At 72.6% G+C, this 13,659-nt stretch carries 12 protein-coding genes; 5 read left to right on the forward strand and 7 right to left on the reverse strand.

All coding sequences use genetic code 11. The features are described 5' to 3' along the window. Positions 1-149: 149 nt before the first annotated feature. The 5 genes from ACZ66Z_RS01455 to ACZ66Z_RS01475 form a co-directional block, all read right to left on the reverse strand. On the reverse strand, positions 150-2,288 hold the full coding sequence (locus tag ACZ66Z_RS01455; RefSeq protein ID WP_469931915.1) for a tetratricopeptide repeat protein: 2,139 nt from the start codon (positions 2,286-2,288) through the stop codon (positions 150-152). Then, positions 2,285-2,695 carry a hypothetical protein gene (locus ACZ66Z_RS01460; RefSeq protein ID WP_469931916.1) on the reverse strand — a complete coding sequence of 137 codons (411 nt, stop codon included), beginning with the start codon at positions 2,693-2,695 and terminating at the stop codon, positions 2,285-2,287. The genes ACZ66Z_RS01455 and ACZ66Z_RS01460 overlap by 4 nt, the downstream gene beginning before the upstream one ends. Positions 2,696-2,800: 105 nt before the next feature. Then, positions 2,801-3,964, reverse strand: a complete 1,164-nt coding sequence (locus tag ACZ66Z_RS01465; protein ID WP_469931917.1) for an oxygenase MpaB family protein — start codon at positions 3,962-3,964, stop codon at positions 2,801-2,803. Positions 3,965-4,046: 82 nt separating this feature from the next. Further along, positions 4,047-5,102 carry a polyprenyl synthetase family protein gene (locus ACZ66Z_RS01470; RefSeq protein WP_469931918.1) on the reverse strand — a complete coding sequence of 352 codons (1,056 nt, stop codon included), beginning with the start codon at positions 5,100-5,102 and terminating at the stop codon, positions 4,047-4,049. Then, positions 5,092-5,370 (reverse strand): polyprenyl synthetase, encoded by a 279-nt coding sequence (locus ACZ66Z_RS01475; RefSeq protein ID WP_469931919.1) that lies wholly within the window; start codon positions 5,368-5,370, stop codon positions 5,092-5,094. The genes ACZ66Z_RS01470 and ACZ66Z_RS01475 overlap by 11 nt, the downstream gene beginning before the upstream one ends. Positions 5,371-5,567: 197 nt before the next feature. On the opposite strand from ACZ66Z_RS01475, the gene ACZ66Z_RS01480 reads away from it, so the two are divergent. The 4 genes from ACZ66Z_RS01480 to ACZ66Z_RS01495 all read left to right on the forward strand — a co-directional run bounded on the left by ACZ66Z_RS01480 (position 5,568) and on the right by ACZ66Z_RS01495 (position 8,743). Beyond that, entirely contained in the window at positions 5,568-5,879 is a 312-nt protein-coding gene (locus tag ACZ66Z_RS01480; RefSeq protein WP_469931920.1) for an STAS domain-containing protein, read from the forward strand. Between the two features lie 149 nt (positions 5,880-6,028). Then, positions 6,029-7,258: an alcohol dehydrogenase catalytic domain-containing protein gene (locus ACZ66Z_RS01485; protein WP_469931921.1), complete on the forward strand. Its 1,230-nt coding sequence runs from the start codon at positions 6,029-6,031 to the stop codon at positions 7,256-7,258. Positions 7,259-7,420: 162 nt separating this feature from the next. Next, entirely contained in the window at positions 7,421-8,293 is an 873-nt protein-coding gene (locus tag ACZ66Z_RS01490; RefSeq protein ID WP_469931922.1) for a S1 family peptidase, read from the forward strand. A gap of 138 nt (positions 8,294-8,431) precedes the next feature. Beyond that, a complete protein-coding gene (locus ACZ66Z_RS01495) occupies positions 8,432-8,743 on the forward strand; it encodes an SCO0607 family lipoprotein (RefSeq protein ID WP_469931923.1) in 312 nt (103 codons plus the stop codon). Between the two features lie 24 nt (positions 8,744-8,767). On the opposite strand, the gene ACZ66Z_RS01500 is transcribed toward ACZ66Z_RS01495, so the two are convergent. Beyond that, the gene (locus ACZ66Z_RS01500; protein WP_469931924.1) at positions 8,768-10,492 is read right to left on the reverse strand and encodes an acyl-CoA dehydrogenase family protein; all 1,725 of its coding nucleotides are present in this window, start codon (positions 10,490-10,492) and stop codon (positions 8,768-8,770) included. A 53-nt stretch (positions 10,493-10,545) separates the two neighbouring features. After that, positions 10,546-11,103, reverse strand: coding sequence for a PadR family transcriptional regulator (locus tag ACZ66Z_RS01505; RefSeq protein ID WP_469931925.1), 558 nt, complete (start codon positions 11,101-11,103; stop codon positions 10,546-10,548). A 130-nt stretch (positions 11,104-11,233) separates the two neighbouring features. Between ACZ66Z_RS01505 and ACZ66Z_RS01510 the strand changes: the two genes are divergently transcribed. Further along, positions 11,234-13,627: a macro domain-containing protein gene (locus tag ACZ66Z_RS01510; protein ID WP_469931926.1), complete on the forward strand. Its 2,394-nt coding sequence runs from the start codon at positions 11,234-11,236 to the stop codon at positions 13,625-13,627. Positions 13,628-13,659: the final 32 nt, after the last annotated feature.

Here is a 13,659-nt window from a genome sequence, read left to right on the forward strand (position 1 = left end):
GGTGATTGTCGTTCCGGGGTTTCCCCCGCGGCGACAGAGAACAATCTACCAGGCCCCCGGAGTGCTCCTCACCCGCGTTTCCGGTGGTCAGCAGGGTGGGGAGGCGCGTACTGACCAGATCGGACCGATCGAGGACGACGGCTTCGGGATCAGAACGGCGCTCCCCCCTCCCGGTACCGCACGAGCAGCTCCTCGGCCGACCGGGTCCACGGGTGTTCGGGGCCGAGCACCCGCCGCCGCCCCTCCACCACCCGCTCGATCTGCACGACCGCCTCCGCCTGCTCGCCGACGGCGGCCAGGACGTTCGCGAGCAGATGCCGCGCGGCCAGGGTGATCGGGTACTCGACCCCGTAGAGCTGCTCATGGTGGGCCAGTGCTTCGCGGGCGCGGGGCAGGGCGTCGACGGGATGGCCCGTGTAGAACAGCGCGTAAGCGCAGTTCAGCTCGACGACCAGGGTGATCTGATGCTGCGCGCCGAGCTCTCGTCGGCAGTCCGTGACGAGCTCGGGGCCCGCCGGGGCCGCGGCGTCCAGCTCGGGGCCGGGGTCCACTTCCATGGGGTGGGAACGCGCCAGCAGCGTCAACGGGTGGAACGGCCCGAGAGACGCGGACCGGCCCTCGATGGCCCGCCTCATCAGGGCCGCCGCCTCGGCCATCCGTCCGAGCTGGCGCAGGGGGCGCGCCAGGGCGATGCACGCGTCCAGGGTCACCAGATCGGACGGGCCGAGTGCGCGCTCGCAGTCGGCCAGCACCTCACGGTTGACCGTTTCCGCCTCCTCGAAGCGCCCGAGCCGGTAGACGGCTCTGCCGACGCGCTGTCTGAGGCCGAGGACCAAGGGGTGGTCCCGCCCCAGACGCTGCTCGCCGAGTTCCCTCGCCGCCGTCCCCAGAGCGAAGGCGGAGGAGTAGTCACCTGCCCGGTGCTGGGCCGTCACGAGCCGGAGGGCGCATTCCACCGCGGCTTCCGCGGTCTGCTGCAGAACGCCCGGCCAGTCGCGCACGCGCCGGAGAAGTGCCAGGACGTGCGGTCCGACGAGGCTGAGACCGGCGTCCCCGTGTCCCCGCTGCGGCACCGCGGGAAGCGCGGACGACAGGCGCCCGGCAGCAGCGGCGGCGAGCGGTTCGTGCTCGTCCTCGGGTGTGCTGCGCGCGACGCTGTCGAGCAGGACCCCGTGCGTCCGCAGGCACCGCGCGCGGCCGGGCACGAGCTCGGTCAGGGAGTGGTCGAACAGCCCCCGCAGCGCCGGCTCGACACGAGTGGCGGGAAGGCTCGTGCCGACCGAGACGCCTGCGAGCAACGAGAGCGGGAGCGGGTCGTGCGACCAGCAGGCCAGCAGACGCAGCAGGGAAACGGCCTCGGGCAGGCCGCGCGCGACGAGGCGGTCCGTGGAGAGCTGCCACGTGCCGCTGACCAGATGGCGCGAGTCGTCGCCGGCGGCTCCCTGGTCGATGAGCTCGATGGGGTGGATCCCCCGGTCGCCCTCCAGGTGGCGGACGTACTCGGTCATGCTCCAGGGTTGGATGACCTGGTGGGCGAGGAATCCGCCGGCGAGGGTCAGGGCCAGCGGGAGGCGCCCGAGCCGGTCGGCGATCTCCGCCGCTTCCTCGGCCGATCCCCTTTCCGGGGCGAGGTCGCACAGGACCTGGGCGGCCTCCGTTCGTGGCAGCACGCCGACCTGGAGCAGCTCCGCCCGGGGCCACCAGTGGGCCGCCGCCTGCCGGGTGGTCACGAGGACGGTGCCGCGCGGGCTGGAACGGAGCCAGCCGCCGTCGCGGAGTACGGCCGGATCGTCGGCGTTGTCGAGGATCAGCAGCCAGGGCCGGGCGGATCGGTCCAGGTACTCCCAGACCAGGTCCGCCGCCGCGCGGAGACCGCTCCGTGCGGCGACCAGCTCGCCCTGGCCCGCGCCCCGGTCGGCGGCGACGGCGAGCATGCCGGCCCGCAGGGTGCCCTGGTCCGACGCGTTCACCCAAAAACCGAGCCGCTCCCCGTCGGCGGTCGCCTGCTGGAAGAGCGTGTACGCGACGGCGGTCTTGCCGCAGCCACCGAGCCCGTGGAGCACCAGCACCTCGTTGCCCGTGCCTTCGACGACAGAGGCCCGGAGTCGGGTCATCAGCTCGACGCGGTCACGGAGCACCACGGGGGCCCGGCCGATGGCTGGGTGACGCACGGAGTCCGGCCCGGACCAGGACGGGCCGTGGTGGTGGTGCTCGGAGATGTGCACGTCGCCCGACGCCTGGTAGACGCGCCCCTGCCCTTCGGCCCGACCGTCGTTCCGGCCGGTCACGACTGGTCCAGGTGCATGTCGCGGCCCGCCTGGTAGACCCGTGCCTGCCCCGAGGCGGTGGCTCGCTGCGTGACGACGTACGGCGCGGCCTCGGAAGGGGACGCGTCGACGAGAAGTTCCCTGAGTTCTGCGGCCAGTTCGGGGTGGGCGGCGAGAAACCTCCGGATCCGTCCCTGCCACTCGGCCCGGACCTCGGCCTGGGTCTCCTGATCGTCGGTGTCCCTGGCTCTGATCAACTCCTCGCGGGCGGACACGAGTTCCGTCGAGATCGCCGACGCGCGTTCGGGCCTGGCCCGTCGCCACAGGTCCACCACACCGTCCCTGACGCCCTGCCAGGTGTCGGTCACGAGCATCGTCACGAGCGCGGTCCCTGCGGCACCGGCCAGAGTTGCGATCTCCGGATCCATGAAGCCCCCCTCACCTCTCGACGACGGAGCCACCTTAGGCGAGGAAGTCGGCGCGCGACACCCGATGATCAACCGCCTCACCGGCGACGTCTCCGGGCGTCCGCGTCACGGGGAGACCGTGGCGGCCGGTGGGGTCCAGCGGTGGGTGCGCGGCGGGCCCGTCGGGAGGCCGTAGTCCTTCTTGAGGTGTTCGGGGATGGCGTAGTGCATGACCCGGCCTCGGGTGAGGGAGGACAGTTCGAGGACGGTGGTGAGGTGGCCCAGGCGGTCCAGGGCCCAGGCGCCGAGCGGGGAGCGGTCCTCGATGGTCTCCAGGACGCCGAGGAGGTGGGGGACGGCCTTGACGACGGTGTCCCAGGGTGTGCGGGGGACCTCCAGCCAGTCGCCGCAGGTGTCGCCGACGAGGTGGCGGATGAGCGCGGAGACGATCGGGTCGAAGAAGGTGCCGGGGACGACCTCCTCGTACAGGTCGATGAGCTGCCGGGTGAGGTGGACGCCCTCGGGGGACGGCCCCATGTGGCGGATCATGTACAGGTCGAGGAAGCGGCGGGCCTCGTCGAGGGTCTTCGGGACGGCTTCCTGGTCGACGCCCAGCATCGCGCCGACCACGCGCCAGGCGTAGTAGTAGGCCTCGGCCCCCTCGGAGGACATGTGGATGCCGAGGCGGTGCAGGCTGTCGAGGACGAGCATCGAGAAGAACATCTGCCCGCCGATCATGTCCTCCTGACAGATCGGCACCCCCGACGCCCCGGCGTCCCAGAGGTCCTCGCGCCGGAGGTGGTGCCGGATGGAGGCGTGCAGCAGGCGGACCTTCTGCGCGGCCGGGACGAAGCGGCCGCCGGCCTCGAAGGCGTCGGGCCGCATGAGGTGGACGGTGAACTGGCCGGTCTCCGCCATCCGCTTGGAGGGGTACTTCAGGCCGTGCGTCGCCGACAGCAGCTTCGCCACGTGCGGGACGAGGTAGCAGGCGGGCATGGAGGCGAAGGAGAGCGCGGTGGAGATGTGCACGTTGTTGTCGATGAAGAACAGCCGGGCCTTCTCCATCTCCCCCCAGTCCACCCAGGACGGCGGGGCGCTCGTGGCGCGGAGGTACTCCCGGGCGACGTCGGGCAGCCCGTCCGGCAGGGGGGAGCCCGCGGTAGAGACGTACCGCATGAGGGTGTTGAACGTGCCGACCTCCCCGCGCTCGAAGAGGGTGGCGACCGTGGCGTCGGCGAGTTCGTCACCGGCGTGCCGCAGGGCGTCCATGGACACCTCGGTGGGGGGCATGGGCAGGGCTCCTTGTTCTGCGTCGTTCTGCTTCGTTCTGCGTCGTTGCGCGTCGTTGCGCGTCGTTGCGCGCCGTCCCGCGTCAGGAACGGCGGACCGCGGCCGAGTGCGCCAGGGCGGTGAGCGCGGCGGCGGGGGCCGCGGGAAGGTTCAGCCCGTGGAGGGCGCGGAGGGCCTCCTCGACGCGCTCGGTGATCATGGCCTCGACCCGGTCGGGCGCCTTCAGCCGTCGCATCACCTCGCGTACGGCCTCCAGGGCGTCCCCGTCGGGCGCGCGCCGGCCGAGCAGCTCGCGCAGCCGTCCGCGCTCCTCCTCGTCGGCGAGCCGCCAGGTCTCGGCGAGCAGGGTCGTGGGCCGGTGTCCGCGGACGTCGTCGGCGCCGGCCTTGCCGGTGGTCCCGGGGTCGCCGAACAGGCCGAGCAGGTCGTCCCTCAGCTGGAAGGCCTCGCCCAGCGGCACTCCGTACGCGGAACAGCCCTCGCGCAGCCGGCCGCCGGCCCCGGCCAGGGCGCCGCCGATCAGCAGGGGCTGCTCGACGGTGTACTTGGCGGTCTTGTAGCGGATCACCTTCAGCGAGGCCGTCGTGTCCGGGGCGGCGCCCGTGCGCAGGATCTCCAGGGACTCCCCCGCGACGAGGTCCCGGGCGAGCGCCGCCCAGAGCGGTCGGGCCCGGCCGAGGTAGGCGGCGGGCAGGCCGCTGGTGACGAAGAGCTGCCCGGCGAGCGACATGAGCAGGTCGCCGACCAGCATCGCGAGCGACCGGGCGCCCGCGGCGGGCCGCGGGTGGTGCGCCACCGCACCGCGCAGGGCCATGTGCGCGGTGGGCCGGCCGTGCCGCAGCGGGCTGTCGTCGATCAGGTCGTCGTGCACGACGGCGGCCGCGTGCACGAGTTCCATGGACGCCGCCGCCCGTACCAGGGCGTCGCTGTCGGGCTGTCCGGCAGCGCGCCAGCCCCAGTAGCAGAACGCGGCCCGCAGCCGTTTGCCGTCCGCGACCGCCGCCTCCAGCTGGTCCGCCACCGGGCCCAGGTCCGGGTCGACCGCCGTGAGCCCGTCGGCCTCCGAGGCGACGTGGTCCCGCAGCACCTCGTCGACGCGCGCCTTGAACGCGGCCGGCTCCCACCGCTCAGCCGTCATCGCCGGCCCGCCGCGCCAGCACGTGCCGGGCGAGGACCTCCAGGTGCGCCGGCGGTGGGGACGCGTACCGGTCGAGCACGAGACGGCCCCGCGCCGCCAGGTCCCGCTCGGCCTCGGCCGCCATCTCGGCGGCGTCCGACCGCCTCAGCAGCCCCCGCACGAGCCCGAGGCCCGAGCCGAGGGTGCTCACCGCCAGATCGGCGAGCCCCGCCGCCAGTAACACCACCCGCTCGTCCGGACCCCCGCGGGATCCCGGTTCTCGCGTCACGTCCACTCCCTGGTCTCTCGCCGCCCTTCGCCCCCAGCGTGGCGTCCGGTCGGCGGGCCGGGCGGCGGAACTCACCAACGGGTGATCCACTCGTCGGGACGTACGAACCGCGGGGGCCGGACGTGCCGGGTCGGGTGGCCCGGCAGGCGTGAAACGGGCCCTGCCGGGCAGACGCGGGGCGTACGAGGAGGCTCGCGATGGCAGTCCGTGACGATCCGTACGTGATCCGTGTGATCGGCGACATGGACCTCAACAGCGCGGAGGAGCTGCACACCGCGCTCATGGGGGCCGTCGAGGGGGCTCCCCCCGGCTCCGAGATCGTCGTCGACCTGCGAAACTCCTCGTTCTGCGACTCCACGGGCCTCAACGCGCTGCTGGCCGCGCGGGAGCGGGCACGGGTCTCGGGGCACGCGCTCAGGCTCGCGGCGCCCAGCCACCAGATGGTGCGGCTGCTGGAGCTCACGGGTACGGAGGGCCTCTTCGTCCTCGGACCGGCCGTGTCGGGCTGAAGCGGTCCGCCGCTCCCGGCGCCGCGGACCCGTTCGTCGGGAGCGCGGCGAGTAGGGCCGCTCGCCCCGGGTAGCCGCCGCAGCGACATCGCCGAGCTTCCGGGGCGGGGGAAGGCCCGTCGTCCCGGACGGACGGGAAGGTGGCCGCCATGAAGGCCGTCACGTGGCAGGGACGACGGAAGGTCTCGGTGGAGCAGGTGCCGGACCCCGTGCTGCAGGAACCCACGGACGTGATCGTTCGGATCACGTCGAGCGGGCTGTGCGGTTCCGACCTGCATCTGTACGAGGTCCTCGGGCCGTTCCTCGACGCCGGTGACGTCCTCGGGCACGAGCCGATGGGTGTGGTGGAGGAGGTGGGCCCGGAGGTGCGGCGGCTCCGGCCGGGCTCGCGGGTCGTGGTGCCGTTCAACGTGTGCTGCGGCACCTGCGCGATGTGCTCGCGGGGGCTGCACTCCCAGTGCGAGACCACGCAGGTGCACGCGTACGACACGGGCGCCGCCCTGTTCGGCTACACGAAGCTGTACGGGCAGGTGCCGGGCGCGCAGGCCGAGTACCTGCGCGTGCCGTTCGGGGACACCCTGCCGATCCCGGTGCCGGAGGGGCCGTCGGACGACCGCTTCGTCTACCTCTCGGACGTGCTGCCGACGGCGTGGCAGGCCGTCGAGTACGCGGAGGTGCCGCCGGGCGGCTCGGTCGCGGTGCTGGGCCTCGGGCCGATCGGCGACATGTCCGCGCGGATCGCCCTGCTGCGCGGCGCCGGCCTCGTCATCGGCATCGACCCCGTGCCCGAGCGCCGGGCCCGAGCGGCGGCCCGCGGGGTGCACGTCCTGGACCCGTCCGAGGACGAGCTGATCGACCGGGTGCGGGACCTCACCGACGGGCGGGGGCCCGACGCGGTGATCGACGCGGTCGGCATGGAGGCGCACGGCGCCCCGGTCGCCAAGGGGCTGCACACCATGGTCGGCCTGCTTCCGGACGGGCTCGCCCGGCGCATGATGCGCCGCTTCGGCGTGGACCGGCTGTCCGCGCTGCACCTGGCGGTCGAGCTGGTGAGCCGCGGCGGGACCGTGTCGCTCTCCGGGGTGTACGGGGGCGCCGCGGACCCGATGCCGCTGCTCGCCATGTTCGACAAGCAGCTCAAGCTCCGGATGGGCCAGGCCAACGTGCTGCGGTGGGTCGACGACCTGCTTCCCCTGCTCACCGACGACGACCCGCTGGGCGTGGACGACTTCGCCACGCACCGGCTGCCCCTGGACGCGGCGCCCGAGGCGTACGACATGTTCCAGTCCAAGCGCGACGGCGCCGTGAAGATCCTCTTCTCCCCCGACGCCCGCCTCCCGGGCGGCGACACCCCCGTCGTGGGGCCGCCTGCCGCCTGACCCCCGCGACACCCAGGGCCGCTTCGGACCGTTCCGAAGCGGCCCTGGCGCGTTTCGCCCCAACCCGGTTCGCGGTCTTGCCAGTTGGGGTTCCCCCTTCAAAGAATGTGCATGACAACCGAAGGATCTTCGGTTGCACAGCCATCAGAGGGGAACCCCCACATGAAGAAGCCTCTCGCCGGCGCCCTGCTCGCCCTGCTCCTGGCAGGCGCGGCAGCGGTCCCGGCCGCCGCCTCCGCACCCCGGGAGACGGTCGCACAGGCCCCGGCCCCCGCTTCCGCACCCCGGGCGCAGGCCGTGACCGCCGTCGACTTCGCGGGAACGGTCGCGCTCAGCAACTGTTCCGGCTCCGTCGTCCGCACCCCGAGCTCCCTGCCGAGCGACCCCGCCCTCGTCCTCTCCAACGGCCACTGCCTGGAGACCGGCATGCCGGGGCCCGGCCAGGTCGTCAAGGACCGGCGCTCCAGCCGCTCCTTCACCCTGCTCAACTCGGCCGGCACCGGCGTCGGCACCCTGCGCGCGAGCAAGATCGCGTACGGCACGATGACCGACACGGACATCTCGATCTACCAGCTGACCAAGACGTACGCGCAGATCCAGAGCACGTACGGCATCAGCGCCCTGACCCTCAACGACGCCCACCCGGTCCAGGGTTCGGCGATCAAGGTGGTCTCCGGCTACTGGAAGCGGATCTACAGCTGCAACGTCGACGGCTTCGTCTACCGCATGAAGGAGGGCGACTGGACCTGGAAGGACTCGGTCCGCTACACCTCGGCGTGCAACACGATCGGCGGCACGTCCGGCTCGCCCGTGATCGACGCGACCACCGGCAAGGTCGTCGCCGTCAACAACACGGGCAACGAGAGCGGTGAGAGCTGCACCGTGAACAACCCGTGCGAGATCGACCAGAACGGCACCGTCACCGTCCACCAGGGCATCAACTACGCCCAGGAGACCTACACGATCGTCCCCTGCGTCGGCGCCGGCAACGTGATCGACCTCAACCGCCCGGGCTGCACCCTGCCCAAGCCGTGACGCCCCCGCCGTCCCCGCCGGCCGCCCGGAGGCGGGCGGCCGGCGGGGGCGGCGCCCCGCTCAGGACCGGTTGAGTACGCGTACTCATCACAGGGGCCCCGCATTCGCCGAGACTGGGGGCACCAGCGAGAGAGGCCCGTGACAGTGACCACGCAGCAGACCCGACGCCCCCGCCCGTCCCGCACCCTTCCCGTCCTCGCGGCAGCGGGGGCGGTGGCCCTCCTCCTGACGGGCTGCGCGGGCCAGGAACGGGTCTGCGGCTCCGGCCGCCACCCGGTCAAGGCGGTCGGCAACACCGACGGCCAGGACTGCGTGGCCGACGGCCAGGAGCCGCCGGAGGGCTACGTGCGCTACCCGGCGGGCAAGGTGCCCGAGCACGTCGGCGACACGTGGGACCGCTACTGGGGCACGGTCGTCGTGGACGAGGAGGGCCGCCAGGTCCCGAACTGACGGCCCGTCACCCGAGGGGACCGGTCAGGGCGTCATCTCGTACGCGCCCGACAGCGCCTCGACGCGCCGCCAGACGCGCTCCGACCGCGCCTCGTCGACGACGGGGCGCCGGACGGCGCCGAGCGCCCAGAGCTGCTGCTGCTCGGTCGCGGAGTCCTTGCCGTGCAGCTCGACCGCGTGCCCGGAGAAGTCGCGGACGAGGACGGCGAACAGCTCGTCGAGGACGTCCTCGTCGAGACCGGTCAGGGCGGCCTGCTCCAGGACCAGCTGCCCGTGGACGACGAGCGCGAAGAGCTGGCCGACGGCGAGGAGCAGGTCGAGGTCGCGGCTCTGCTCCTCGCCGGGCGCCGCCTTGAGCACGAACTCGCAGAGCGCGTCGGCCTGTTCGCGGAAACGGGCCACGTTGGAGACGTGGGCGTACGCGTCGTAGGCCGGCCGCCAGTCGTGGAAGCGGACCGAGCCGAGCCCCCGGGCCGGGCCCTGCCGGAAGAGGAACGCGTCGTCGGCCGCGTCCAGGCGGGTCGGGACGGGCTCGTACGCGACCGGGTCGAGGAGGTGGTTGCGCATGAACTTCAGGATCAGCGCCAGATTGACGTGGACCGTGCCCTCCAGCTTCGGCAGGCCGCGGATCTCCACGGCGGCCTCCGCGAAGTAGTTGTCCTTCTCGAAGCCCTTGGCCGCGATCACGTCCCACATCAGGTCGATGACCTTCTCGCCCTCCGTGGTCACCTTCATCTTCGTCATCGGGTTGAAGAGGAGGTAGCGGCGGTCGTCGGGACCGGCGGTGCGGAAGTAGTCGACGGCGCGGTCGCTGAACAGCTTCATGCCGACGAGGCGGACGTACGCGTCGGTCAGCTCGCGGCGCACGTGCGGGAAGGCGGTGACCGGGCGGCCGTACAGGATGCGGTTCTGCGCGTGGGTGACGGCCTCGTACATCGCGTGCTCGCAGATGCCGATGGAGGCGGTGCAGAGGTTGAACTTGCCGACGTTGACGGTGTTGAGGGCGGCGTCGAAGGCGGCGCGCCCGGTGTGCAGGACGTCCTCGGCGGCGACGGGGTAGTCCTCCAGGCGGAACTCACTGACGAACTTCGACGAGGCGACGACGTTCTTGACGAGGCGGTACGCCGGGTGGCGGCTGTCGGCGGCGAAGAAGACGTAGCCGTCGGGGCCCTCGACGTCGGTGCGGCGGCCGAAGACGGAGACGAGGCCGGCGGCGTTGCCGTTGCCGATGTAGTACTTGGAGCCGGTGGCGCGGAAGCCGCCCCCGCCGTCGGGCTCCAGGAGCATGTCGGTGGAGTAAATGTCGGCGCCGTGGGACTTCTCGGAGAGGCCGAAGGCGAACACCTCGCCCCGGCCGAGGAGTTCGGCGGCGCGGGCGCGGGCGGCGGCGTTGTCGCTCTGCCAGACCGGGCCGAGGCCGAGGATGGTGACCTGCCAGGCGTACCAGTAGTCGAGGCCGTAGAAGCCGAGGATCTCGTTGAGCGCGGCGATGCGGGCGGTGTCCCAGCGCTTGTCGCCCTCGTCCTCGCCGGCGGCGGCGGACGGCGTCAGGAAGGTCGCGAAGAGTCCTTCCTCCGCGGCGAAGGCGAGGAAGTCGCCGAGCCAGACCCGGTTCCGGTAGTCCTCGATGATCCGTCGCTTGCCGCGCGCCTCGAACCAGTCCACGGTGGCGCGCAGCAGCCGGCGGGTCTCCGGGTCGAAGTGGGCGGGATCGTAGGTGTGCGGGTTGAACAGCAGCGGGTCGGCCATGACGTCCGCCTTTCCGGCTCGGGACGGGGGATGGGGGTGGAGGGTGAGGGGTTTCAGCGCTCGGCTTGGAACCGGGCGAGCGTGGCGAGGACGTCGTCGAGCCAGGCGATCATCATCCGCTCGTACGAGATGCCGCCGCGCAGCACGGCGTGCTGGAGCTCCCGCTCGGCGTCGAGCGGGCCGTCGGTCCCGCTCTGCGGGAAGTCGCGCGCCTCGCCCGCGAGGTAGTGCTCCAGCCGGTCGGCGTGCGCCCGCCGGTGCCGCTCGACCTCGCCGATCAGCGCGGCCGGATCGTCGAAGGCGGCTCCCCGGATCTTCACCGCGAGGTCGTGCCGCACGCTCTCGGGCTCGATCGGTTCGTGCAGCCACGTGGAGAGCGCGGCCCGCCCGGGGCCCGCGACGGAGTACTCCTTCTTGTCGGGGCGCCCCTGCTGCGGCACGTCCCGGACGTCCACCCAGCCGTCGCTCTCCATGCGCTTGAGCACGCGGTAGATCTGCTGGTGGGTGGCGGTCCAGAAGTACCCGATGGACCGCTCGAAGCGCCGGGCCAGCTCGTAGCCGGATCCGGGCTTCTCGAGCAGGGAGACGAGGATCGCGTGGTCGAGCGCCATGCGCCCGATCTTGCTATGCAACGAGTTGCATAGCAAGGGAGGCCGGGTCGGTGAGACGCGGCTCACGGGCGTTGTCAGTGGTGCGCGATAGCTTCGAGCACGTTCGAAAGATTGCGCGGGAGGGGAATTCGTGGGTGTCGAGCGTGCGTTGAAGGTCGTCCTCGTCGACGTCAACGACGAGGTGGTGGCGGCCTGGCGGTCCGCGTTCTCGGACACGCCCGGGGTCGAGATCCGGCGGGGTTCCGTCCTCGACGTGGACGTCGACGCGTGGGTCTCCCCCACGAACGCGAAGGGCCGGATGGACGGAGGGGTCGACGCCGTCGTCAAGCGGCACCTCGGCGCCGGTGTCCAGGTGCGGGTGCAGCGGGCGATCCGCGAGCGGTTCGGCGGGAGCCTGCCGGTGGGCAGCGCGGTCTGCGTCCCGTCCGGGGCGGCCGTGCCGCGCCACCTGATCTCGACGCCGACGATGCGGCAGTCCTCGCAGGACGTCAGCGACACGGTGAACGTGGCGCTGGCGTGCGCGGCGGCGTTCCAGGCGGTGCACCTGCAGAACCTGGCGCAGCCCGGCAGCATCCGGTCGGTGGCGCTCGTCGGGATGGGCGCGCGGACGGGTCGGGTGCCGGCGCAGGTGTGCGCCAATCTGATGTGGACGGGGTACACCCTGTTCCACGACCACGGGTTCGCGGACTACGACGAGTTGCGGGCAGCGGTGCTCGGACAGCTCGCCGACATCGAGGGCGCGGGGCCGACGCAGCGGGTGCGGATCAAGGTGCCGGAGCAGCCGCCGGCCGTCGCGGCGCCGGAGCCGCAGGAGCAGGCCGGGGCCGCTCCGCACGCGCCGGAGCCGCCGGAGCAGGCCGGGACGCAGGCCGGCGGGGCCTCGGGCGCGTCGGAGCAGGCCGGGACGTCCTCCGGCGCGGCCTCGGATCCGTTGGGGCTGGCCGAGCTGTTCACGGGCGGTGGTGAGCCGTGGCTGCCGCTGCTCGCCCCGGTGATCGAGGCGCAGCCGGGGGCCGCCTCCTTCATCGGGCCGAAGCGGAGCCCGGAGGTCGTTCCGGTGCGCGAGCTGACGTTCCAGGCGCTGAAGCCGCATCCGCCGCACCGGTGGAAGGTGGTCGCCTTCGGGCAGAACCCGTACCCGCGGGCGGAGAGCGCGACCGGCATCGCGATGTTCGACAACACCTTCCACGACTGGAAGGACAGCCAGTTCGGCCGGGTGGTCAGCATTCGCTGCCTCATCAAGGCGGCCGCGATGTGGAAGTACGGCATCGTCAAGAAGACGCCGATCGCCGATGTCCGGGCCCTGTTGAAGAAGGAGGACACGGTTCAGCCGCCGGAGTGGTTCCAGGCGATGCTCGCCCAGGGCGTGCTGCTGCTGAACGCGTCCCTCACGGCGAGCGCGGACGGGGCCGTGCCGACCGAGGGGCACACGTCGTTCTGGCGGCCCGTGGCCGAGCAGATCGTCGAGGAGATCCTCCGGGCGAAGCAGGACGCCGAGGAGGAGGACCGCGGGGTGGTGTTCGCCTGGTGGGGTGCGCACGCCCGGAGCCTGAAGCGGGTCGTCGAGCGGCTGGAGAAGAAGTACCCGGGGGTCGAGGTCCGGCACCTGGACCACGCGAACCCGGCGGCGCAGGGGGACCTCTTCTGCGAGGGGGACCACTTCGCCCGGGTGAACGACGCCCTGGCGGCGGTGGGGGCCGAGCCGGTCGACTGGCTGCCGCGCAAGGGCTGGGACCGGGACACGGCCGGGGCCGGCGGGTCCGGCGGCGGCGTCGCGGAGCGCATGGGCGCGTTCATCGCGTCGACGATGGAGCTGCACCAGCTCTATCTGGAGCGGCTCACGAGCGTCAAGGACGAGGGTCTCGTCCTGCCGCCGATCACCGGGGTGTTCGACACGCCGGTGACGGACTTCCGGAAGGCCGTCGAGCCGGTGACGCGGGTGCTGGCGAACCTGGACCGGTACGTCGAGCGGTCGAGCCGGTTCGCGGAGGCCAAGGTGGCGGAGGCGGAGGCCGCGGGCGGAGCGTCCGGGGCCGGACCGTCCGCCGACGCGATCTCGGCGCTGTACCTGTACACGTGCGAGTCGGCGTTCTACCGCGAGATCAACGCCGTGCTGCGGTCCCCGGACCGGGAGCGGCTCGTGCCGTACCTGCCGTATCTGCGTCTGCTGTTCTCGGCCGTCGCCGACCTCCCGGCGCAGACGCGACCGCTGTGGCGCGGTGTGGCGCTCGACCTGCGGTCCCAGTATCCGCTGGGCCGCACGGTGACGTGGTGGGGCGTCTCGTCGTGCACGTCCGAGCCGGGCGTCGCCCGGGCCTTCCTGGGGAGCCGCGGCCGGCGGACCCTGTTCGAGGTGACGCCGGCGCGTGCGGTGGGGATCCGGCGGTTCTCCGCGTTCACGGGCGAGGAGGAGTACATCCTGACCCCGGGCACCCAGCTGAAGGTGACGGACGTGAGGACGGAGCGCGGCGGACTGTGCACCGTGCGCCTCACCGAACTGGAGGGCCAGGGGCTGGTGTCGTAGGCCGCGCCGCCGGGGTGCGCGGGGGGCCGTCC

The organism is Streptomyces sp. NPDC107498 (assembly GCF_055582805.1).